The sequence below is a fragment of the Novosphingobium sp. KCTC 2891 genome (assembly GCF_025938155.1).
Taxonomy (GTDB): domain Bacteria; phylum Pseudomonadota; class Alphaproteobacteria; order Sphingomonadales; family Sphingomonadaceae; genus Novosphingobium.
Genome location: NZ_JAPCZG010000006.1, coordinates 98,221 through 118,623 on the forward strand (window position 1 = coordinate 98,221; position 20,403 = coordinate 118,623).

Sequence of the window (20,403 nt, forward strand, 5' to 3'; positions counted from 1 at the left end):
TGCCATGACGTTCGTTAGCTTCCGCCGCCGGCCCGGCCGCCGAAACGCCCTGCTGGTTGCCGCCGGGTTGACGCTCGCCGCTACTGCCGCGCCGCAGTTCGCGCATCCGGTCGCGGGCGCTGTCCAGACCGGCCCGGCCAACGCGGCACCGGTCCTGTCCGGCACTGTCCGCTCCGACAAGGAAGGAGTGATGGAAGGCGTCGTCGTCACGGCGCGGTCGCGGAACAGCCTGGTAATGGTCGCCGTCACCTCGGACGCGCAAGGGCGCTTCGTCTTTCCGTCCGACCGGCTTGCCCCCGGCACCTACCAGATCACCGCGCGCGCGGTCGGCTATACGCTTGCTCCTGTCACAGTGAAGATCGGCGGCGCCCGGCCCGCCGCGCTCCCGCTCACGCTGGCCACAGTGACCGACAACGATCAGCTCGCCTCGCAGTTGACCTCGCTCGAATGGCTGAACAGCTTTCCCGGCACCGACGCCCAGAAGGACGTCATGATGCGCAACATGGTCAATTGCGCGTTCTGCCACTCGCTTGAACGCATCGCGCGATCCGACCACGACGAAACTTCCTTCCTTTCGGTCATGCAGCGAATGCTGACCTACGAAACGGATCACAGCTCGGCCGATCGCATCCAGGTGGCATGGCCCGCCCAGCCGACCGAGGGGCTGCGGTGGTTTGGCCGCGACGCCAAGCAGATCGCCAGTTGGCTGGCCACCGTGAACCTCAGCGGCGGGCGCCAACGCTGGGCCTACCCGCTCAAGACCCTGCCCCGCCCGGTCGGTGAGGCGACCAAGGCCGTGGTCACCGTCTTCACCATCCCGCGCGAAAGCGGGGTGATCCACGATCTCGACGTCGATTCACACGGCAATGTCTGGTACGGCAACACGGGTTGGGATTACATCGGCAAGCTCGATCCCAAGACCGGCCGCTTCAGCGAATGGCCCGCACCCAATTTCCTGCCGCCAACTTCGGCCCCCGGCACCGACCGCATCGTCGGCGTGCAGGACATCCAGGTGGACGGGCACGACAACGTGTGGGTTGCCGTGGGCGGCACCAAGCACGCCCGCTTCAATCCCGCGACCGCGCGGTGGCAGACCTTCGACCTGCCGGTGATCTGGAGGAACCCGTTCCTTGGCCCGGTCCGCCCCGGCGAAACCGGGCTGTGGGCCACCGGCCTTGGCGCCGCGCCGGACGGCAACAAGCGGCATGAACAGGCGTTCCGGCTCGACATCGAAACCGGGCAGGTCTCCAAGGGCATCACCCTGTTCGACGACATGCCCGATCCGGTCGATCCCACGCATCTCGATCCGCTCAACTACTGCTACATGATGGATCAGGACCTGAACGGCGATTTCCTGTGCACCGCGCCTGAACCATCGGGCATCGTGCGCGCGGATCTGCGCACCGGCAAGGCGCGGCTGATCCCCACGCCCACCCCGCTCGCCTATCCGCGCCGTGGCTATCGCGACATGGAAAACCGCTTCTGGTTCGGCGAATTCTATGCCGACAAGATCGGCGTGATCGACCTCAACACCGATGTCGTCCGCGAATTCCCGGTCGGGGTGAAGTGGATCTCGCCCTATTATGCCCGGCCTGACGCCAAGGGGCGGGTGTGGGTTTCCACCACGGGTTCGGACCGGCTGCTGCGGCTCGATCCGAAGACGGGGGACATCGTGCAATACCTCATGCCGGTCAGCTACGATGCCCGCAAGGTTGTCGTCGATGTCCGCGCCGCGCGCACCACGGTATGGCTGCCCAACAAGAACGCCAACCAGCTGGTGCGGGTGGAAATTCCCGACTGAGCGGCGCTGGCCAGGCTTCCCCGCGAACGATGCTGCTCATCCCTGTCCTGCTCTTGCTGCACGGCCTGATCGCCGTCGCCCTGCTGGGCGCGATCACCCATCAGGCCGCCGCCGTGCTGCGTGAGGGGACAGCGCGCGGCACCGCGCACCCGCGCGCGAGCTTCGCAGGCCGTTATGCGGCGGTCGCATCGCGCGGTTTCGCCAACGCGGTGATCGCGCTCTATGTCGCCACGCTGGTGCTGGGCGGGCTGGTCTATCCCGCCTACCGGCTCGACGTGCGCCCTGCCTTCGAGGAAATGGAACTGGGCTGGGCGGTGGGCCTGTTCGAACTGAAGGAGCATTGGGGCGGCATCGGGCTGGCGCTGCTGCCGCTTTACCGCGCCTGCTGGCGGCAGGAGGACGGCGCGGCCGACCACGCGATGCACAAGGGGCGCACCGGCGTGACGCTGACGCTGGCCTTCATCGTGTGGTTCGACTTCATCGCCGGCCACCTGCTGAACAACCTGCGGGGGCTTTGACCGTGCTGCGCTTTTCCGGCGGTTGGTTCACCACGGCGTTTTGCGCCAGCTATATGGCGCTGTTCGCGCATGGCGGGCCGGTGCTGCAGTATTATCCGCTAAGCGGGCGGTGGAGCTTTGGACCACCGGCGGGCGGTTCGGGACCGGCGATGCAGTGGTACGGCCTGATGCTGGAAGCAGGCCTGATCGCGATGGCCGTGTCGGCCCTGCTGCGAGACCGCCCCCTGCCGCGGTATCTGGCCGATCGGCCCTGGGCAGTCCCGCTCACCGCGATGGCCGCCTGTTTCTACCTGCTGCGCGGGTTCTTCACATGATGGGCGCAAGGCGGCTTGCGGAGTTGCTGATGCGAACGCTGGTTCTGGCCATGGCGGTTCCGGCCGGTCCGGCGGCGGCGCAGCTCTATGGCGGTTTCGTGCCGGGCGCGCGCCACACGCCGGTCAACGTATGGTTTGGCACCGCGCGCGATGCTGCTGGACGATACGTGCCCAACGCCACCATCGTCCTGCGATCGCGGCAGATCGATTTCGTGGCCGTGACCGACGCGCAAGGGCGCTTCAGGCTTGAACTGCCGGTCCACTTGCGTCCGGTCGATGTGCAGGCCCGCTGCTCGCACAAGAGCTATGCCGGCGCCCGGATCGCGCGCCGCCTGCCCCGCGGCGCAGCCCTGTCACCCGTCGAACTGACCTGCCGGTTGCGCTAGGCACGTGGCGCGTATCGCTTCTTCCCTGCGCGCGCTGGCCCCGGCGATTCTGCTTGGCGCGTTGCTGCCGGTTGCAGGCTGGCCCGTGGAAGAGCCGGGCGCGTTGCTGCAGGCCGACGCAGCCATGCTTGAACGCGCCCGCGCGACCGGAGACCTGCACACTCAGCGGCGCATCATGTGGGCCAATCTGGCCAGGCTGGCGAATCCCCCGTCAGCCGGTGCGCCCCCTCGCTTCCTGAACTGGGCGTCCCCGTTTCCCCCCTCCACGCAGGCTGGAGGTCAGCGGCCCGATGCTGGCGACATCCCGCTGATCCTGTTCATCCATGCCAATGCCGCCGCCGACCGGCATATCCGCGCGCATCGACTTGACCAGCACAACGAACTGGCGCGCCTGCACAGCGGGGCGAGCCTGCTCCCGCCCGGTGCCGCGCGCAGGATTGCCCCCTTCCCGCCCGATGCCGCGTTCATCATGTCGGCCTGGTGGCCCGTGGCGGCGCATGGCGAAACACCCATGCCGGTATGGGACGCGGGCGGCGGCGGGGGATCGGGCAGCTACCTTGGCTGGAAGCGGGTGCTGGCGGTCAGCCCGGCAAAGCGCACCGGCGCGGCACCGCATGGCGCACCGCTGGCCTTTGCCGGACGAATCGTTCCCCGTCCGCCGCGCTTCGCGCTGGGCCGCTTCGTGCACATCCGGTTGACGGCCAAAATGGCGGCAGGCTTCGCGGGCGATCCGGCCGCCACCAAGCTTGCCCGGCTCACACTGGGGCGGCCGCTGCGTGCGGGCGATTTCATCGCGCTGGTCGGCCTGCACATGATGACCGCGCAGTTGCCCAATGGCCTGTGGGCGACATGGTGGTGGCACGATCGCGCGCCATCGGATGGCGCGGACGACGGTGGCAGGGATCGTCCGGCGGATCTTTCGCCCATCTGGCGCAATTACCGCATGAACGTGGCCTTCGACCCCGTGCTCCCGCGGGAGGCAGACGGTTCGCCCCATATCTGCTTCAACCCCTGGTTCGACGCCGCCCTGCCCGATCAGGGGCAGGGCGGCGGCCAGCAAGCCAACTGCATCAGCTGCCACGCGCGGGCGGGCTATCCCCTGGCCGACTTCACGTTCGTCACTCGCGGCGCGCCAGATACCGAACGGGACGGCGCGCACCAGCCCGGCCAGCTACACACCGGCAACGTATGGTCGATCGCCCGCGCCGCCGCGGCGCCATCACGCTGAAGGAAGGCGTCAGGCTGATGCGAAAGACATCGGCCAGCGCGGAGCACCCCAACAAGAAGGGGCCGATCGCAAGACCGGCCCCAGACTGCCGCCATGAGAGGAGCAGCGGCAGCATTCACATCATCGTCAGAACTTGAACGACGCCTCCAGGAACACCTGCCGCCCCCGGTTCATCGTCAGCACTTTGTCGTCGCCTGCCGGCAGGGTAGCCGTTGCCGCGCTGGACGGCGTCAGGAAGGGCCGCCCACCCGCGGTGTTGACCCAGAGCTTGTTGGTCAGGTTCGTCCCCACCAGCGCCAGCTTCCAGCGTCCGCCCGGCGCCCCGATCGAGATCGAGCCGTCGATCGTCGCATAACTGTCCTGCCGGTAATCGTCGTTCGAGTCCTGCGCGGCGAGGTAGCTGCTCGTGAACGTCAGGTTCCCGCTCACTCCCAGCTCCAGCGCGTCGGTCAGCGGCGCGGCATAGTCGAAGGCGAAGTTGCCCGCCCAATGCGGTGCGCGCGGCGCGTCACGCCCCTTGAGGTCCTGTCCCAGCCCGCTCAGGAACGTCTTGGTGAACTTCGCGTGGGTGTAGGCAAGGTTCGCCGACAGCGCGAGCCCTTCGAGCGGGGTGCGCCACGACCAGTTGATCTCCGCCCCCTTGGTCGTCACCTCGCCCGCGTTCAGCGTGATGAACTGGATCGCCACCGGATCGAAGTTCTGCACCTGCAGATCCTTGAAGACGTAGTAGAATGCCGATGCATTGAGCGTCATCCTGCGGTCGTCGAGCTGCGACTTGATGCCGATCTCGCCGCCCTTGGCGCTTTCCGACTTGTACTTGATCCCGGATTCAGCCGCCGCCTTCACCGCCGGGTCGCTGCTGTTCAGCCCCAGCAGACCCAGCGTCGGCAGCGCGCTGTTGTCGATGCCGCCCGACTTGAAGCCGGTCTTGTAAGAGGCATAGACGTTGACGTCGGGATTGATCTTGTAGCGCAGGCTGACTTCGGGCGAGAAGTTATCATCGTCGAAGCGGATCGGCCCAGCCTTGAACCCGCTCTTCACGAAGGCCGCCGCCAGATAGGCGTGGGTATAGGGCACGTTTATGATCTGGTTGCGCCTTTCCTTGGTGTAGCGAAGCCCGCCCGAAAGCTCCAACTGCTCGGTCAGGTCCAGCGTGGCGCTGCCGAACACCGACCAGGCATCGCCCTTGGTCACGATCCGCTTGCGGTAGTCCGAGGTGAAGCCGGTGACCGGGTCTGGCGCGACGAACGAAATCGGCAGGATCTGCTGCGCCGTGTCGAACACCGAACGGCGGTGTTCGTAGAACGCACCGACCATGAAGTTGAACGGCCCGTCGAGCTTGCTCGCCAACCGCAGTTCCTGCGTGAACTGCTGCGTCTGGTTGAGCGGGGTGCCGGTACCGACGCCCAGTTGCACGCCCGCGCCGTTGGTCGCCGCCAGCGCCGGTGCGATTGCCGAAAGCGGCACCCCCGGCACCAGCGAGAAGGCCGGCCCCAGCCCCGCGTAGGCATAGTTGTCGACGTCGAAGGCATCCAGATCGACATAGCCTGTCACCGATGTCAGCGTGAACTGGTCGCCGAGCTTGAGGTCCATGCTCAGGCGGCTGAACCACAGGTTGCTTCGCGAATAGGGCGCGACGCTGGTGATCGGGCCTCCAGACGTCGGCAGCTTGGCCGCCAGCGCGGGCGCAATGTCGGGGTAATAGGGCTTGCCATCGATCTTGCAGTTGTAGCCTGCCGGAATGGCGACCGCTCCGCCCAGCAGGTAAACCTCGTCGGCGCGTCCGTTCTTGCCGCAGTAGATGTCCCCGGGGCCGTTCGCGCCGTCACCGCTCTGATGGTTGTACTGCACCTTCAGGTTGGCGCGGAACGTGTTGGAAGGCTCCCACGCGGCGGTGAAGCGTCCGACAAAATCCTTCAGGCCGCGATACTTGCCGTTGGCATAGACCGGCCCTTCCTGCATCGTGATGTAGCGAGCGGCCTCGTTGTACTGGCCGGCAAGGCGAATGCCCAGCGTGTCGGTTACCGGCCCGGAGATGTAGCCGTTGACCAGATAGCCATGCTCCTCGAACTCATAACCGGCCTTGCCGCCATATTGCCAGGTCGAGGTGGGATTGGCCGACTTGATCGACAGCACGCCCGCAGACGCGCTCTTGCCGAAGAATAGCGATTGCGGGCCTTTAAGCACTTCGATCTGCGCCGTGTCGAAAAAGCCCGACTGGACGATACGCATGGTGCTGATCTGCACCCCGTCGAAATCGACCGCGACCGCCGAATCGAATGCAGCGGAAATGTTGGAGGAGCCGACACCGCGCAGCGAGATCTGGCCGCCCGAACCGGACCCGCCCACCTGCACGTTCAGCGTGGGGACGCGGCTCACCACATCCGCCATCTTGGTGACGTTGTACTTTTCCAGAGTCGCGCTGCCCAGCGCGGTGACGGTCAGCGGCACTTCCTGCAGCGTCTCGTCCTTCTTGCGGGCGGTGACGATGATGTCCTCGTTCGAGGGCACATCCGCCGCGGCATCGGCCGGCGGCGCTTCCTCGGCCCTCGCCACGCCGGCGAACGGCGTCAGCCCCAAAGCGATCAGGCTCGCAGTCCAACGCATGTAACGCATCGTGCCTCTCCTGGTTCGGGTGATCGCACCAATGCAGACCAGCGATTTGCTCCCCTCCCGCATGTGGGAGGGCACAAGACCCGGATCTGCCGTCAGGCAGTCCCGGTCGCAGCGGGGTGGGCAGCAAAACAGCACGACTGCAACCGGCACGATCCCCTTCGTTGTGCCGCCCTATTCCAAGGGTCAGCGGTTATTGCTCATCTCACGCGATTGCCCGCACGCGCAGCGCGGCAAGGCCGCGCAGCAGTTTGTTGGGCACGTGTCGGAAATCATTGGCGCCCTCGGGCAACTCGAAGCGCTCGACCCGGGCCAGCAGGCGCTCGAAGGCGACCACCAGTTCCTTGCGCGCGAGCATGTTGCCCACGCACATGTGGATGCCGCGCCCGAACGCGAGGTGCGTCCGCGCATTCTTGCGCTCAACGTCGAAGCGGTCGGGATCGGGGTACACGGCCGGATCGCGATTGGCCGCAGCAAAGCGCAGCATCAGCATCTCGCCCTGCCGCACCTGAACGTTGCCCAGCATGGCATCATGAAGCGCGACCCGCCAAAGCCCGCCCACAGGCGAAAGCAACCGCAGCATCTCCTCGACCATGTTGGGAATCAGCGCGGGATTGGCGCGCACCTTCGCCATCTGCTCGGGATGGCGCATCAGCAGCAGCAGTCCGCCTGCCAGCGTCGATGTGGTGGTCTCGTTGCCCGCAACCATCAGTTGCTGCAGCACCGACATCACTTCGGCATCGTCGAGCGGACGTTCCCCCTCTACCCGCGCGTTGACGATCGCGGACAGCAGGTCGTCCGGCCCCGCACCATCGCGGCGGGCGTCGATCTGGGTCTTGGCGAAGCGCTGATATTCCAGGATGGCCTGCGCCGCCTCGATCTCGCGCTCGCGGCTGGCCATGCCCCCCAACCGGTCGGCAAAGGCATCGGACCAGTGCTTCACCTTCTCGGCGTCATTCGCCATACCGATCTGACCTGCGATCACCTCGACCGGCAGCGGCACGGCGAAATCGTGGACGAACTCCACCGTTTCGCCGGTCGTGATCCGGTCGATCAGGCGATCGACGATACCCCGGATATCGGCTTCCAGCGCATTGACGCGCGGCATCGAGAACGCGAGATTCACCAGCTTGCGAAAACGGGTGTGCATTGGCGGGTCTGCGGTCAGCATCGTGTCGACCGTCGGCCAGCCCTGCGCCTCGATCGCCGCGATTTCGGGATCAGCAACCGCATTGCCGCGCATCATTGCGCCGAAGTCGCTCGAGAAGTCCTGCGGTCGTCCCGCCGCCTCGCTGACCAGCGCGTGGCTCAGCACCATGGCCACCGTGCCTCCGGCAACCCTTGCCACCGGCCCTTCGGCAAGCGCGCGGGCATACCAGTCGAACGGGTTCTCGATCGTGGCTGGCTCGAAGAATTCCCCTAGCGCCGTTCCGACGTCGTTCATTGGCCTCTCCTCGGTCGGAGATAAAACCATTTTATATCACGCTATGCAATATATCTCTCGCATCGACGCCCCGGAGGCCAGGACAGTGGCGACACCGGAGAAAACAGCGACGGAGGAAGCAGCGATGGAATCCCGGATTTCCGTCAGATTTAGCGCTTCGCATTGAACTTTCAGGGTGCAAGAAGAACGGCGCGAAAGACACCTTACGCCCGCATCTCACCATTTTTGATATGAGCGCTACTTTCCCCAGCCATGTGGCGGCCGTCCGGCAAGCGCCGCCGTGCTCCTGCCCTGCGCCTGCGGCGGCCTGCCAGGGCAAATAGGCGATGCGAGCCTTGGCCGCCGAGATCGCCTATCCCGTTGCCGGAAGTGCAATCCCGTGGACACCGCCGACCGGCCGCATCGCATTTCTGGCCACCTTATAATTCAAGTCCCTCTTGCCGCGCTTTCAGTTGCAGCCCGAGATAACGCGCGAACAGACGGGTCTGTGCAAGGTTGCCACCCATGAACCACAGGCCCGGCTGGGCTGTGGGCTTCCACATGTTGCGCAGCTCGCCTTCCCATGGTCCGGGGTCGTTGCCGAAGCCCGATCCATAGCCCCAACACCGCCCGATACGGTCGGCCATTGCCGGCCCCATGATTTGGGCGACCCACTGCTCCATCGAGCCGAAGCCAGTGGCAAGGACCACGCGATCTGCGGGCACGTGGGTGCCATCGTCCAGAACGATCCCATCGGATACGAAGCGCGCTATTCCCCTGCCGGACAGGAGCCTTATGCGCCCGTCGGCAACCATTTCCGAAGCACCGACATCGATATAGTAGCCCGAAGCGCTGCGCAGATACTTCATCGCAATGCCAGTGCCATCCGGCCCGAAATCGAGCAGGAACCCGGCAGCTTCCAGCCTGTCGTAGAACGCGGCCTCGGACTGGTGAAGCACTTTCCACGCAACCCGATTGAGTGCCTCCTGCAGACGGATCGGATAGGCAGCAGAGCGCAGATCAGCGCGCTCGGTCGACAGGCCCGATTCCACCGCTTCCTGTGAGTAGGAGGGCTTCATCAGCACATCGGTCATCGTGGTCTGGCGCACGATGTGGGTCGATGAACGCTGGATCATGGTGGCATCGGCGCCATTGAGCACAAGATCCATGGCGATATCGTGCGCGCTGTTGTTCGATCCGATCACGACCACGCGTTGCCCGGCAAGACCTTCGCCATCGGGATGCGCGCTGGAATGATAGACCTCGCCCGCAAAGCACTCCTGCCCCGGAAACTCGGGCACGTTGGGGAAACCGGCGTTGCCCACGGCCATGACCAGTTGCGCAGGGTGCAGTTCACTCACTTCACCGCCGCGAACGATCTGCACGGTCCAACGACCGGCAGCCTCGTCGTAGGCAGCGTGACGGCATTCGGTCTCGCCCCACACGTTCAGATCGAAAACGCTGGCATAGAATTCCAGCCAATCGCCCATCTTGTCCTTGGGGGTGTAGACCGGCCAGCTTTCGGGAAAGGGCAGGTACGGCATGTGATCGTACCAGACCGGGTCGTGAAGCGTCAGCGAGTTGTAGCGAGAACGCCACTGGTCGCCCACGCGTGGCCACTTGTCGATCAGCAGGCAGGGCACGCCAAGCTGGCGCAGCGTGGCGCCGAGCGCAAGCCCGCCCTGCCCCGCGCCCACGATCAGAACGTAAGGATCGCGCTCGTGGTCGATTTCGGCGCGCTCGGCCGCCAGCGCCTGCTTCCATGTCTGGCCATGGCCCATGCTTTCGGAACCGAGCGGACGCCGGAAGCCAGACGCCATTTCGTGCCCGCGCAATTCGTGCAGCGTGGTCAGCAGGGTCTGCGCCTTGCCTTCCTCCAGCCGCAGATAGCCGCGCCCCTCGCCCAGCGAGGTCTCGAAGTGGATGAAGCCCTCGCTTGCTCCGGCCGCGGCATCAGTTGACCATCCATGCGCCCCGGTTCGCGCAGCGCGCGCCTTCACCATGGCGACAATGTCCTCCCCACCTTCGATGGTACGGATCGTGCCGGTGAAGGCGAGGAAATCCCGCCACCAGCCCCCATCGATGAACATGCCGGCAACGTCTTCGGCCCGTCCTGCTGCCAACAGGGAGGCAAATCGTTCGAGCCACCCGGCAACGTCGATGGCGCGATCGTCGGGACCTGGAAAATCGCTCATGCTGCTGCTCTTTCGGTGGAAGCACCAAGGGTGCCGACGTGATGATCACTTGCTATTCACCTACCTGGTTCGAAGCAACACTCATGCCGGCGTTGCCGGTCCAATACGAGGCGCGAGCCTCGTTGATCAGAGCCGGAATGGTCGCGCCCATGGTGCTCGATGGCCCCAACGGCGACTGGTGCGAAGCCTGCGTGGCTCAGGTGCTCGCGCCTGAACAGCGGCCGGGCGGTATCGTCATCATGGACAATCTGTCGAGCCACCAGCGGGCACGAGCTTTCCCAAACCGGTCACGCGTTCATCCTGCCGCGAGCATATTTCGGCCAGTCGATGTCAAACCGTGCTAGTCTGCAAACCCGTCTGTCGCACGGATCAGCGCGTCCAATATACCCGGCTCGTTATAGGCATGGCCCGCACCCTCGATCATCTCGAAGCGGGCCTGCGGCCAGGCGCGGTGGAGTGCCCAGGCCGTCTCGGCGGGACAAGCCATATCGTAGCGCCCCTGCACGATGACGCCGGGAATGTCCCGCAGCCTCCCCGCCTCGCGGATAAGCTGGCCGTCCTCCATCCACCCCCCATGCACGAAATAATGGTTTTCGATCCGCGCAAAGGCGAGCGCAAAGTCGTCCTCGTCATGGGTCGCGGTCAGGAGCGGATCGGGGAGCAGGCGGATCGTCTCGCCCTCCCACACGCTCCAGGCTCGGGCTGCGGCGATGCGAGCAGTGCGATCCTCGCCGGTCAGAATGGCGCGATAGGCAGCAACCATGTTGCCGCGCTGGGCTTCCGGGATGGGCGCAACGAACCTTTCCCACTTGTCGGGATAAATGCGGCTTGCACCGTACTGATAATACCAGTCGATCTCGCTCTTCCGGATGGTGAAGATGCCTCGCAGCACCAGTTCGCTGACCCGTTCCGTATGGCGCTGGGCATAGGCAAGCGCGAGTGTCGATCCCCAACTGCCACCGAACACCAGCCATTGCTCCACCCCCATCATCGCGCGCAGCCGCTCGATATCGGCGACGAGATGCCATGTGGTGTTGGCGTTGAGATCGGCGTGCGGGGTTGAGCGGCCGCAGCCACGCTGGTCAAACAGCAGCACATCATAACGCGCCGGGTCAAACAGGCGGCGATGATCTGGCGAAATGCCACCGCCCGGGCCACCATGCAGAAAGACGGCCGGCTTGGCGCCAGGCGTGCCAACGCGTTCCCAATAGACATGATGTCCTTCGCCGACGTCGAGATGGCCGCGAGCAAAGGGTTCGATCGGGGGATAGAGCGTGCGCATGGTCCTCTTGTAGCAACCCGGATGGCTCCGGTCATTCGCGGTGTCGCCAAGGCTCACAAAACCTGCCGCTCGTTCATCCATGAGGCAAGCCTGAGCAGAAGGTCCCCTCTGCATTTGGTGGCAAGGCCGTGCGCAACGCGTCGAGCATCGGTTGCGCCGCCTGTCGCTCGTGGGGAACGGCTTGACTCCTTCCCGCCTGACAATAACTTCAATTATTGAACCGACTCGCAGGAGGACCCATGAAATCGAGATCCTTCGCAGGAATGCGCTGCTCCATTGCCGGGGCCTTGGAACTGATTGGCGATCGCTGGGCCTTGCTGGTCATTCGCGATCTGTCACTCGGGCTGCGCCGCTATGACGATCTCCGGGAGAGCACGAATATCCCGGCGGCAACGCTTTCGGCGCGCCTCAAACACCTTGTCGGGAGCGGCATTGTCGAACGCGTCCGCTACCAGGAACGCCCCCCGCGTGACGAATATCGCCTCACGGAGAAGGGGCGCGACCTCTGGACCGTTTGCATCGCCCTGCGCGAATGGGGCGATCGATGGGATGCCAGCGGGTTCGGCGCGCCACCCGTGGGAACGTTCGATCGTGAGACCGGCCGGCCTTTGACGCTGGCCATCGTCGACGCCGAGACGGGCCAGGCGGTGCCGCCCCGCCGCATCGAACTGCGCCCCGGTCCGGGGGCCGACGATGCCATCCGCCGCCTTCTCGATCCCGCCGCAGGAGCATCCCGATGAAACAGCAGGTCGAATTCTTCTACGACTTCCGCAGCCCCTACAGCTACCTCGCGTTCACGCAGTTGCGGGCCATGGACATCGACCTCGTGCTGCGGCCGATGCAGATCCTCAAGGTGATGGAAAAGGTGGGCAACGTCCCCACGACGATCATCTGCAAGGCAAAGGGGCAGTATGCACGCGCCGACCTGGGGCGCTGGGCGCACCGCTACGGGATCGTCCTCAATCCGTCGGACATGGCCAAGAACAATGGCGACGCCTGCTCGCAAGCGGTGCTCGCGGCAGGCTCCCCGCAGGAGGCGTCTGCCGTGACCCTCGCGCTGTACCGGGCGTGCTGGAGCGAGGCCAAAGCACTGGCGACAACAACCGATATTCTCGCCGCGATCGCGGCGGCCGGTATCGATTCCGCAGGCATCGCCGCGCGCATCGATACACCCGACGTTGCCGCCGCGCTTGCCGCGAACACCGATGAAGCCGCCAGGCGAGGTGTGTTCGGTTCGCCCACCATGATCGTCGGCAATGCCATGTTCTTTGGCAACGACCGGCTCGATTTTCTGCGCGAAGAACTCGAACGCAGGGAGAAGGCAGCATGATGGACACGACCAAGCCCCTCGCGCTCGTAACCGGCGTCGGCCCCGGCACCGGCGCTTCGGTGGTTCGGCGCTTTGCCGCAGCAGGCTACCGCGTCGCCATGCTCGCGCGCGATGCGCAGCGGCTCGCCGCGCTCGAGCAGGAAATCGCCGATTCGATCGCAGTGCCATGCGATGTGAGCGACCCCATCGCGCTGGAACAGGCCGTGGCGCGGGTCGGCAACCCCGGCGTGGTGGTCCACAATGCGGTTGGCGGTGCGTTCGGCACCTTTCGCCAGATCGACGCGGAGACGCTGCAACGCAATTTCGAGATCAATGCGATGGCGCTGTTCCATCTCGCCCGGCTGACCACGCCAGCGATGGTCGAAGCGGGTAAAGGCGCGCTGATCGTGACCGGCAACACCGCGTCGCAACGCGGGCGGGCTGCCTTTGCCGGTTTCGCGCCAACCAAGGCCGCGCAGCGGATCCTCGCGGAATCGCTGGCGCGCGACCTTGGCCCCAAGGGCGTCCATGTCGCCTACCTGATCATCGATGCGGCGATCGACGTGCCCTGGCAGCGCACGCTTCAGCCCGACAAGCCGGACGACTTCTTTTGCTCGCCGGCATCGATCGCCGACGAGGTGTTCCATCTCGCCCATCAGCCCCGCGATGCATGGTCGTTCCTGGCCGAAGTCCGCCCCTACAACGAACAATGGTGAGCAAGATGAACGAAACGAACGACACAGCACCCGACGGTTTGGCGCAACTGCGCGCCCTCATGGCCAGCGAGCGCAAGGCGCCGCTGCTCGAAAAGATGGATATTCGCCTGGTCGAGGTGGAGCGCGGCCAAGTGGTGTTCGAAGGCACGCCCGACCGCAGCGTCTACAACCCGCTGGGATCGGTGCATGGCGGATACGCTGCCACCATGCTCGACAGCGCGTGCGGCATCGCGGCGCATTCCACGCAGGGACCGAACCGGGGGCACACGACGCTGGAACTGAAGGTGTCCTATCTGCGCGCACTCGATGACCGCAGCGGCACCGTGCGCGCCGTGGGCCGCACCATCTCGGTCGGCCGGCGCGTCGCTTTCACCGAGGCGACTTTGCACGATGGCGAAGGGCGCCTGTGCGCTACCGCCACGTCGACCATTCTGGTGTTCGACGTCGAGCCGACCAAACGCGGCGCGCTTCAGACCTGAGCCTTCCTGTCCGGAGCGCACCTATGAACGCCCACGTCATTGACCGCTACAACGGGCCGCTTTGCCTGCGCGAGGTTGGCGATCCGGTAGGCGGCGAGCCTGTGCGCATTGCCCGCAATCCATGCTGTCGCTCTCCCGAATGAGGGAGCGCCCCCGACCGACCAATCCACGTCTTACAGGAAACCAAAATCGTAAGAGGTCAGCGCGCCTGTGAAGCCAACCAGAGTAACGGCATCAGCGCCCGCGTGAACGATAGTGCTGGCGATACCATTGTATGTCGAGACTTCGAACACAAGATCGCTGAACGCTGCGACGCCCGCAATGCCGACGAAGCGAATTATGTCGTGCTGGATCTGGCTGAAATCATAAATGCGATTCTCTGTCCCAACGGTCTGGCCCAGCGCCACATGGTCCTTGAATAGAAACGTGTCACTTCCGCCCTGAGAAGAGGCGGACATGATTTGCGCGTCCCCCCACATTTCATTGATCACCACACCGCTTTGTGTTGCTGTCCCGGCTTGGAGGATGTCGCGGCCGCCCTTGGCGAAGTCGTGCATTTCTTCGCCCTCGCCGAACAGCAAGTTCGTAACCATGCCGCTGCCGCTGTTGTTTCCGCCAGCCAGTGCATCATTGCCCCCTTGCGCGGAATTGAACATCTGGCTCGCGTCGCCGCGGATCTTGTTGACCAGCTCGCTACCGCCGCTCATGTCGCCCCCGGTCAGCCTGTCGTCGCCGCCGATGACGGAGCCGGCCATGCGAAAGGCGTCTCCGAACAGATCATTGAGAAGGTAGCGACCGCCACTCATGGCGCCGCCAGTCATCCGGTCGTCGCCTCCTCTGCCGGCGGTGTACATTTCGAGAAAGTCGCCGACGAGACCGTTGAGAACGTCTCCGCCGCCGCTGTTGTCACCGCCTGTCAGCTTGTCATTGCCTCCGGTGGCGCCACCTGCGGGATCAGCATTGCGCGCGTCGCCATAAAGCGTATTTGCAACGCTTCCGCTGCCACTATTGCTTCCGCCCGTCAGGGTATCCTGACCCGCCTTGGCAGCATCGGAAATACGATACGCATCGCCATAAAGCGTGTTGGTAACAGAGCCATCACCGAGATTGCTGCCGCCGGTCAACCGATCGGCGCCGCCCCTGGCATTACCGGTCATTCCCCCCGCCCCGTCGCCGCCGCCGGCGTCGCCGTAAAGAATGTTCGCAATAACACCGACGCCCACCAGGCTCCCTCCGGTCAGGACGTCATCCCCGCCCTGGACGGTGCCGCCCATGCCGTACGCGTCGCCGAGAAGGGTATTGGTGACATCCCCGCGGTAACCGATACCCCCGCCAGTCAGGATATCGTCGCCGCCTCTGGCGGAATCGGAGAGCGAATAGGCATCGCCATAAAGGGTGTTGGTCGAAGGGTAGTTGCGCTCCCCACTGCCGCCGGTCAGTACATCGTCGCCGCCCTTCGTGTGGCCGGACATGTCGTAGGCGTCGCCGTAGAGGGTATTGGTGACAAACCCATAGCGCCCCTCGTCGCCACCGACCAAAGTGTCATCGCCGCCCTTGGCGAAGCCAGACAGGCTGAACGCATCGCCATAAAGGGTATTTTCGATGTCCCCGCGATTGGTCGAGCCGCCGACCAGGACGTCATCGCCGCCTTTTGCGTGGCCGGACATGTCGTAGGCGTCGCCATAGAGGACATTGACGGCTCCCGCATAAGAGGCATCGCCGCCCGTCAGGATATCGTTGCCGCCCTTGGCAGCGTTGCCCATGCTGTAAGCATCGCCGTAGAGGAAGTTGAAAGTCGTCGCACCCGCTCGCCCTGAAGCTGCACCGCCAGTCACGATGTCGTCGCCGCCCTTGGCAGCGTTGCTCATGCTGTAGGCGTCGCCGTAGAGAGTGTTGGTGACGGTCGCGCCGCCAACGGCTTCACCGCCAGTAAGGGTGTCATCGCCGCCCTTGGCGCCGCCGATGATGCTGTAGGCATCGCCGTAGAGCAAATTGGCAGCGATGCTCCCGAGTCCGAAGGCGCGGCCCCCGGTCAGGACATCTGCTCCGCCCTTGGCCGCATTGGCCATGTACCGCCAATCGCCAATGAGCGTATTGGAGACGCTTTCACTACTGAACGTGGCATTGCCGCCGATCAGCGTATCGTTGCCACCCTTGGCGCGAATTGCTGTCGTGTCCGCGTCACCAAAGAATGGCGGATTGTCGATATCGTCGATCCCAATGAAAATGCTCATCATATCCTCCCGACAATCGCCTACCTGGGTTATGCCGAAGGCTCCGCACGGCCACGGCGCATAGAAAACGAAATCATTTCACTCGACATTTTCAAAATGTACCGGCACAAAGTTATTATAATAATGGATTTTATATAGAAATTTTCTATTCTATTCATTAGGATATATTAGGAATATATCATTCAATATTGCGGAATTTGCAACGGAAATTTGTGGTGATATCCATCAGGATATCTCTCAGACCCACAGAACTATTGATCGCTATGCTGCAGATAATTTTAGCCTGTCGCCTTTGCGCAAGTGTGGTGGCCGGTCCATTTCAAGCCTGCCGGCGCTGGCAGCGTGTGTGGGCAAAGCCCCGTTGCTGCATCTGCTGCTCCGCGGAGGAGCTTGGCAGAACGCTGCACTCCATCGCCCGTTTTGGCCTCTTTGCAGGACCGGCCAGCCGCGCCGCCCCGGCTGCTTAGGCAGCTTGGCGGGGCTATGGCTGGCTGGTCGGGAGCCATACGGCGTGCGCTCCTTTCCATCGGAGCACCCACGCCATGCAAAACCGCACCCGCGCCCCTGCCGCGATGACAACGGCTGCAAGATCGCAGGAGCTAACTCAGGCGCAGGGCAGCAAAGTGGATATCAAGCGGCAGGCGAAGCCGAAATCATGGCACGGGCGCAGGGGATGGCGGCAGGTCCCGCGCTGAATGCAGACGCGGAATTGAATGCCCGCGCGCATGGCTGACTAAGGAAGCGATGATGGGCAGAGTGCGTCCGCGGCAGGAAGCGATTGGCACTCAGGCTGGGTAAAGATGGCCGCGACGGCTTCGGGGGCAGATGGGAAATACCCGTGGACATAGCTTGCCCACAACGATCCCTCGCGGAACACCGCCTCGCCCATCGCGCCGTCCGGCGCTTGCGCGCGCCAACGCGGCGCCAGCGGCGTTTCCAACCGCGAATAATGGAATGTATGGCCGCGCAGCCTGCCGCCAGGCAGATCCACCGATTGCAGTCCCAGTGCGGCCAATCGACTCTGCAGCCTCGCCCTGCCGCGCATCAGGCCCAGCAGCTCTGCTGAGTGGCCCTGCCCATCGTCCAGTTCGTCGAGGCAGTAAAGCATTCCGCCACATTCGGCGAGGACCGGCTTTCGGGCGGCATAATGCGCGCGAATGGAGGCTGTCATGGAGCGGTTGGCCGTAAGGCCTTGCAGATGAAGTTCCGGGTATCCGCCCGGAAGCCACAGCGCATCGCATTCGGGCAGGGCCGAATCGGCCAATGGCGAGAAAAAATGCAACTGCGCCCCCATCGCTTCGAGGCAAGCGACGTTGGCCGGGTAAATGAAAGCGAAGGCAGCATCGCGCGCCACGGCAATTTTTCTGTCCGCAAGACACGGGACAGGCGCAACGACTTCTTCACCCGGGAACGCAACGGGATCGGGCAGCCATAGAGCGGCTTCGGAAAGGGCGGCGGCGGCGCGGTCGATCCGCTGTTGCAGATCCTCCACCTCGCCCGCCTGTACAAGGCCCAGGTGTCGCTCGGGCAGCGCTGCCTCACTGTCCGGCGGAAGGGTGCCGAACCAGCGCATTGCCGACGGAAGACTGACCTCCAGCATGTTGGCGTGCCGCTCGCCGCCCACGCGGTTGCCGAGGGCGGCGACAACACGAACGTCGCTGCGATAGCTCGCAAGGCCATGTGCCAACGCTCCGAAGGTCTGCGCCATGGCGCTGCCATCGAGCACGGCCAGCACCGGCAGGCCGAAGCGCGCGGCGAGATCGGCGGCAGACGGCTGTCCGTCGAACAGGCCCATCACCCCTTCGACGAGGATCAGGTCTGCCTGCGCCGCCGCCTCGTGCAGCAGGCGATGACATTCGGCCTCGCCGCACATGAACAGGTCGAGTTGAAAGACCGGCGCGCCGCTCGCCTGTTCCAGGATCATCGGATCCAGAAAATCAGGCCCGCACTTGAACACGCGCACCCGCCGACCGGCCTGGCGGTGGCGGCGGGCGAGCGCAGCGGTGACCATGGTCTTGCCCTGCCCAGACCCCGGGGCACTGATCATCAGCGCGGGACAGTGCGCCACGCTCATCGGTCGATCCCCTCCTGCGCGCGCACACCATCGCGGAAAGCATGCTTCACATCGCGGATCGCGCTGACCGTATCGGCCGCCGCCACCAGCGCATCGTCCGCGGCACGGCCCGTGATGACGACGTGCTGCATTTCAGGTCGAGCCTCGATCGCGGGCATGATCTCGTCGAGCGCGAGATAGCGATACGTGACGAGATAGGTCAGTTCATCGAGCACGACGAGGCTGATCGAAGGATCGGACAGTGCAGCCTTTGCCTTCTCCCACCCCGCCCTCGCCGCGGCAATGTCGCGCGCACGGTCCTGCGTCTCCCAAGTGAAGCCTTCGCCGCACTTTTCCCAGATCACGTCGGGGTGCGTGGAGAAGAACGCGCGCTCTCCCACGTTCTCGGCCCCCTTGATGAACTGGAATACCGCCGCCTTGCGGCCGTAGCCAAGCGTACGCGCGACCATGCCGAAGGCGCTGGACGACTTGCCCTTGCCATTGCCGGTGAGCACGAGCAGCAGCCCCTTGTCGCGCGTGGCGGCGGCGATCTTCGCATCGACCACCGCCTTGTGCTTGCGCGCACGATCACGGTGCGCGGCTTCCTCGTTGTGGGCGGTCACTTGCGACCTGCAGCGCGCAGTTGCGGACGCGCGAGCGACACCACGGCAAGCACGCCGGCCGCAGTCGCGGTCCAAACCATCGTCGCCACCAATGTCGGCGGGAAATAGCGGGCAAGGCGCGGCATGAAGCCGGCGATCGTGGGATCGGCAAAACGCCCACCCAGGAAGTAGAAGCCGCCGCTGGAGAAGAGTTCCGAGACAAGCGTGGCAGCAACCAGCAGAACCGCAAGGGAGGGAAGCGCCGAGACGCGTTCGCCAAGCTTTTCCGCGCCGAAGCGGCCAGCCAGCCACATCGTGCCATAGGCAGGCACCAGCATCCAGTAGGCAGGGGTGAAGCAGAAGTCCGACTGGCCGAACCAGCCGATGACCGTCACATCGATGGCGAAGCCGAGCAGGAACAGGGCGGCGAAGGCCGCAGCGCGGCGGATGAGGAAGCCGAGTACGAAGAAGCTCGCCAGGCTGGTATCGGGCAAGTGCATGACCTGGCTGAGCGAATGGGTGCGGGTCAAGAGCATGACGAGCGTAAGCACGCCGAACACGGCGAGATCGAAACGGGCATTGCGGACCATCTGGTGTCCTCTTTTCTGAACGTGGGGAATCCATGCTGCGCGACGCCCCGGGACACGGGACGCACGGGAGCCTCAGACGCACCGGCTAACCGGTACGGACAGGTGATGTCAGTCGCTGGTCATCACAGGCTCCCTTCGGCAACAACGCACACATGTGTCGTCCGCGAAGGGGAAAGCCCTCGTCCGCCCGGTGCATCCCGCCCGCGCAGAGGAACGACGCAACAGGCCGGTTTCCTGACTTCCCGGATCGTCGCGCCTGTCGCCGCCTTCTCGGGACGAATCCCAATGGCATGATGGCGATGCGCTCACCGGTTACAGTTGCGGGAGCAGTGCCGGATTGAGCGGCTTTCGCCGCCGCCCGGACTTCCCGATTAAGCCCTCTCGGGCACCCGTTACATTCCCGATGATATGGCAAGGTCTTGATCTGCGCAAGTATTCGCGCTTGCAGCATGCGGATGCCCTCGCTATCTGCGGCACCGCGACAGGTTCCCCGCGAGGGGATCAAAAGGGAACGCGGTGTAAAACCGCGGCTGCCCCTGCAACTGTAAGCGGCGAGCCATCCGGCCACTACGCCATTGGGATTTCATCATCCTGAGAAGGCGGCCGGATCGGCATTGACCCGTGAGCCAGGAGACCTGCCTGACGCGGTCGTTCTTCGTT

Annotated in this window: 17 protein-coding genes, 1 pseudogene and 2 riboswitches; of the genes and pseudogenes, 10 read left to right on the forward strand and 8 right to left on the reverse strand. The window is 64.5% G+C overall.

Features of this window, described 5'->3' with window-relative positions; all coding sequences use genetic code 11:
* The first annotated feature begins 4 nt into the window (after positions 1-4).
* The 5 genes from OLX02_RS12810 to OLX02_RS12830 are packed head-to-tail and all read left to right on the forward strand — an operon-like array spanning position 5 to position 4,247.
* Positions 5-1,801 (forward strand): carboxypeptidase regulatory-like domain-containing protein, encoded by a 1,797-nt coding sequence (locus OLX02_RS12810; protein WP_264423416.1) that lies wholly within the window; start codon positions 5-7, stop codon positions 1,799-1,801.
* A gap of 29 nt (positions 1,802-1,830) precedes the next feature.
* Positions 1,831-2,319, forward strand: a complete 489-nt coding sequence (locus tag OLX02_RS12815) for a hypothetical protein (protein ID WP_264423418.1) — start codon at positions 1,831-1,833, stop codon at positions 2,317-2,319.
* A 2-nt stretch (positions 2,320-2,321) separates the two neighbouring features.
* Positions 2,322-2,633 carry a hypothetical protein gene (locus OLX02_RS12820; RefSeq protein WP_264423419.1) on the forward strand — a complete coding sequence of 104 codons (312 nt, stop codon included), beginning with the start codon at positions 2,322-2,324 and terminating at the stop codon, positions 2,631-2,633.
* A 29-nt stretch (positions 2,634-2,662) separates the two neighbouring features.
* The gene (locus OLX02_RS12825) at positions 2,663-3,019 is read left to right on the forward strand and encodes a carboxypeptidase-like regulatory domain-containing protein (RefSeq protein ID WP_264423420.1); all 357 of its coding nucleotides are present in this window, start codon (positions 2,663-2,665) and stop codon (positions 3,017-3,019) included.
* A gap of 4 nt (positions 3,020-3,023) precedes the next feature.
* Positions 3,024-4,247 carry a hypothetical protein gene (locus OLX02_RS12830; RefSeq protein ID WP_264423422.1) on the forward strand — a complete coding sequence of 408 codons (1,224 nt, stop codon included), beginning with the start codon at positions 3,024-3,026 and terminating at the stop codon, positions 4,245-4,247.
* A gap of 126 nt (positions 4,248-4,373) precedes the next feature.
* On the opposite strand, the gene OLX02_RS12835 is transcribed toward OLX02_RS12830, so the two are convergent.
* From OLX02_RS12835 to OLX02_RS12845, 3 genes are all read right to left on the reverse strand, one after another.
* Positions 4,374-6,863, reverse strand: coding sequence for a TonB-dependent receptor (locus tag OLX02_RS12835; protein WP_264423423.1), 2,490 nt, complete (start codon positions 6,861-6,863; stop codon positions 4,374-4,376).
* Positions 6,864-7,065: 202 nt separating this feature from the next.
* Complete coding sequence (locus OLX02_RS12840; protein ID WP_264423425.1) at positions 7,066-8,304, reverse strand: cytochrome P450; 1,239 nt, start codon at positions 8,302-8,304, stop codon at positions 7,066-7,068.
* Positions 8,305-8,723: 419 nt separating this feature from the next.
* The gene (locus tag OLX02_RS12845; RefSeq protein ID WP_264423426.1) at positions 8,724-10,478 is read right to left on the reverse strand and encodes a flavin-containing monooxygenase; all 1,755 of its coding nucleotides are present in this window, start codon (positions 10,476-10,478) and stop codon (positions 8,724-8,726) included.
* 116 nt (positions 10,479-10,594) lie between these two features.
* On the opposite strand from OLX02_RS12845, the pseudogene OLX02_RS20200 reads away from it, so the two are divergent.
* Positions 10,595-10,798, forward strand: a pseudogene (locus OLX02_RS20200) (IS630 family transposase); the annotation flags it as partial.
* 20 nt (positions 10,799-10,818) lie between these two features.
* On the opposite strand, the gene pip reads toward OLX02_RS20200, so the two are convergent.
* Positions 10,819-11,760 (reverse strand): prolyl aminopeptidase, encoded by a 942-nt coding sequence (gene pip, locus OLX02_RS12855; protein ID WP_264423590.1) that lies wholly within the window; start codon positions 11,758-11,760, stop codon positions 10,819-10,821.
* A gap of 239 nt (positions 11,761-11,999) precedes the next feature.
* On the opposite strand from pip, the gene OLX02_RS12860 reads away from it, so the two are divergent.
* From OLX02_RS12860 to OLX02_RS12875, 4 genes are read left to right on the forward strand one after another with little or no spacing between them, the layout of a single operon-like run.
* The gene (locus OLX02_RS12860; RefSeq protein WP_264423428.1) at positions 12,000-12,500 is read left to right on the forward strand and encodes a winged helix-turn-helix transcriptional regulator; all 501 of its coding nucleotides are present in this window, start codon (positions 12,000-12,002) and stop codon (positions 12,498-12,500) included.
* Positions 12,497-13,090, forward strand: a complete 594-nt coding sequence (locus OLX02_RS12865; RefSeq protein WP_264423429.1) for a 2-hydroxychromene-2-carboxylate isomerase — start codon at positions 12,497-12,499, stop codon at positions 13,088-13,090. The genes OLX02_RS12860 and OLX02_RS12865 overlap by 4 nt, the downstream gene beginning before the upstream one ends.
* Positions 13,087-13,785, forward strand: coding sequence for an SDR family NAD(P)-dependent oxidoreductase (locus tag OLX02_RS12870; protein WP_264423431.1), 699 nt, complete (start codon positions 13,087-13,089; stop codon positions 13,783-13,785). The genes OLX02_RS12865 and OLX02_RS12870 overlap by 4 nt, the downstream gene beginning before the upstream one ends.
* A gap of 5 nt (positions 13,786-13,790) precedes the next feature.
* Positions 13,791-14,264, forward strand: coding sequence for a PaaI family thioesterase (locus OLX02_RS12875; protein ID WP_264423433.1), 474 nt, complete (start codon positions 13,791-13,793; stop codon positions 14,262-14,264).
* A 173-nt stretch (positions 14,265-14,437) separates the two neighbouring features.
* Here the strand turns inward: OLX02_RS12875 and OLX02_RS12880 are convergent, their stop codons facing one another.
* The 4 genes from OLX02_RS12880 to OLX02_RS12895 form a co-directional block, all read right to left on the reverse strand.
* On the reverse strand, positions 14,438-16,498 hold the full coding sequence (locus OLX02_RS12880; RefSeq protein ID WP_264423435.1) for a hypothetical protein: 2,061 nt from the start codon (positions 16,496-16,498) through the stop codon (positions 14,438-14,440).
* Positions 16,499-17,231: 733 nt separating this feature from the next.
* Positions 17,232-18,572: a cobyrinate a,c-diamide synthase gene (locus OLX02_RS12885; protein ID WP_264423436.1), complete on the reverse strand. Its 1,341-nt coding sequence runs from the start codon at positions 18,570-18,572 to the stop codon at positions 17,232-17,234.
* Positions 18,569-19,174 (reverse strand): cob(I)yrinic acid a,c-diamide adenosyltransferase, encoded by a 606-nt coding sequence (cobO, locus tag OLX02_RS12890; RefSeq protein ID WP_264423437.1) that lies wholly within the window; start codon positions 19,172-19,174, stop codon positions 18,569-18,571. Before cobO ends, OLX02_RS12885 begins: the two co-directional genes overlap by 4 nt.
* Complete coding sequence (locus OLX02_RS12895) at positions 19,171-19,743, reverse strand: hypothetical protein (protein ID WP_264423438.1); 573 nt, start codon at positions 19,741-19,743, stop codon at positions 19,171-19,173. Before OLX02_RS12895 ends, cobO begins: the two co-directional genes overlap by 4 nt.
* 206 nt (positions 19,744-19,949) lie before the next feature.
* A riboswitch (cobalamin riboswitch) is annotated at positions 19,950-20,151 on the reverse strand.
* Between the two features lie 58 nt (positions 20,152-20,209).
* Positions 20,210-20,401, forward strand: a riboswitch (cobalamin riboswitch).
* Positions 20,402-20,403 lie beyond the last annotated feature (2 nt).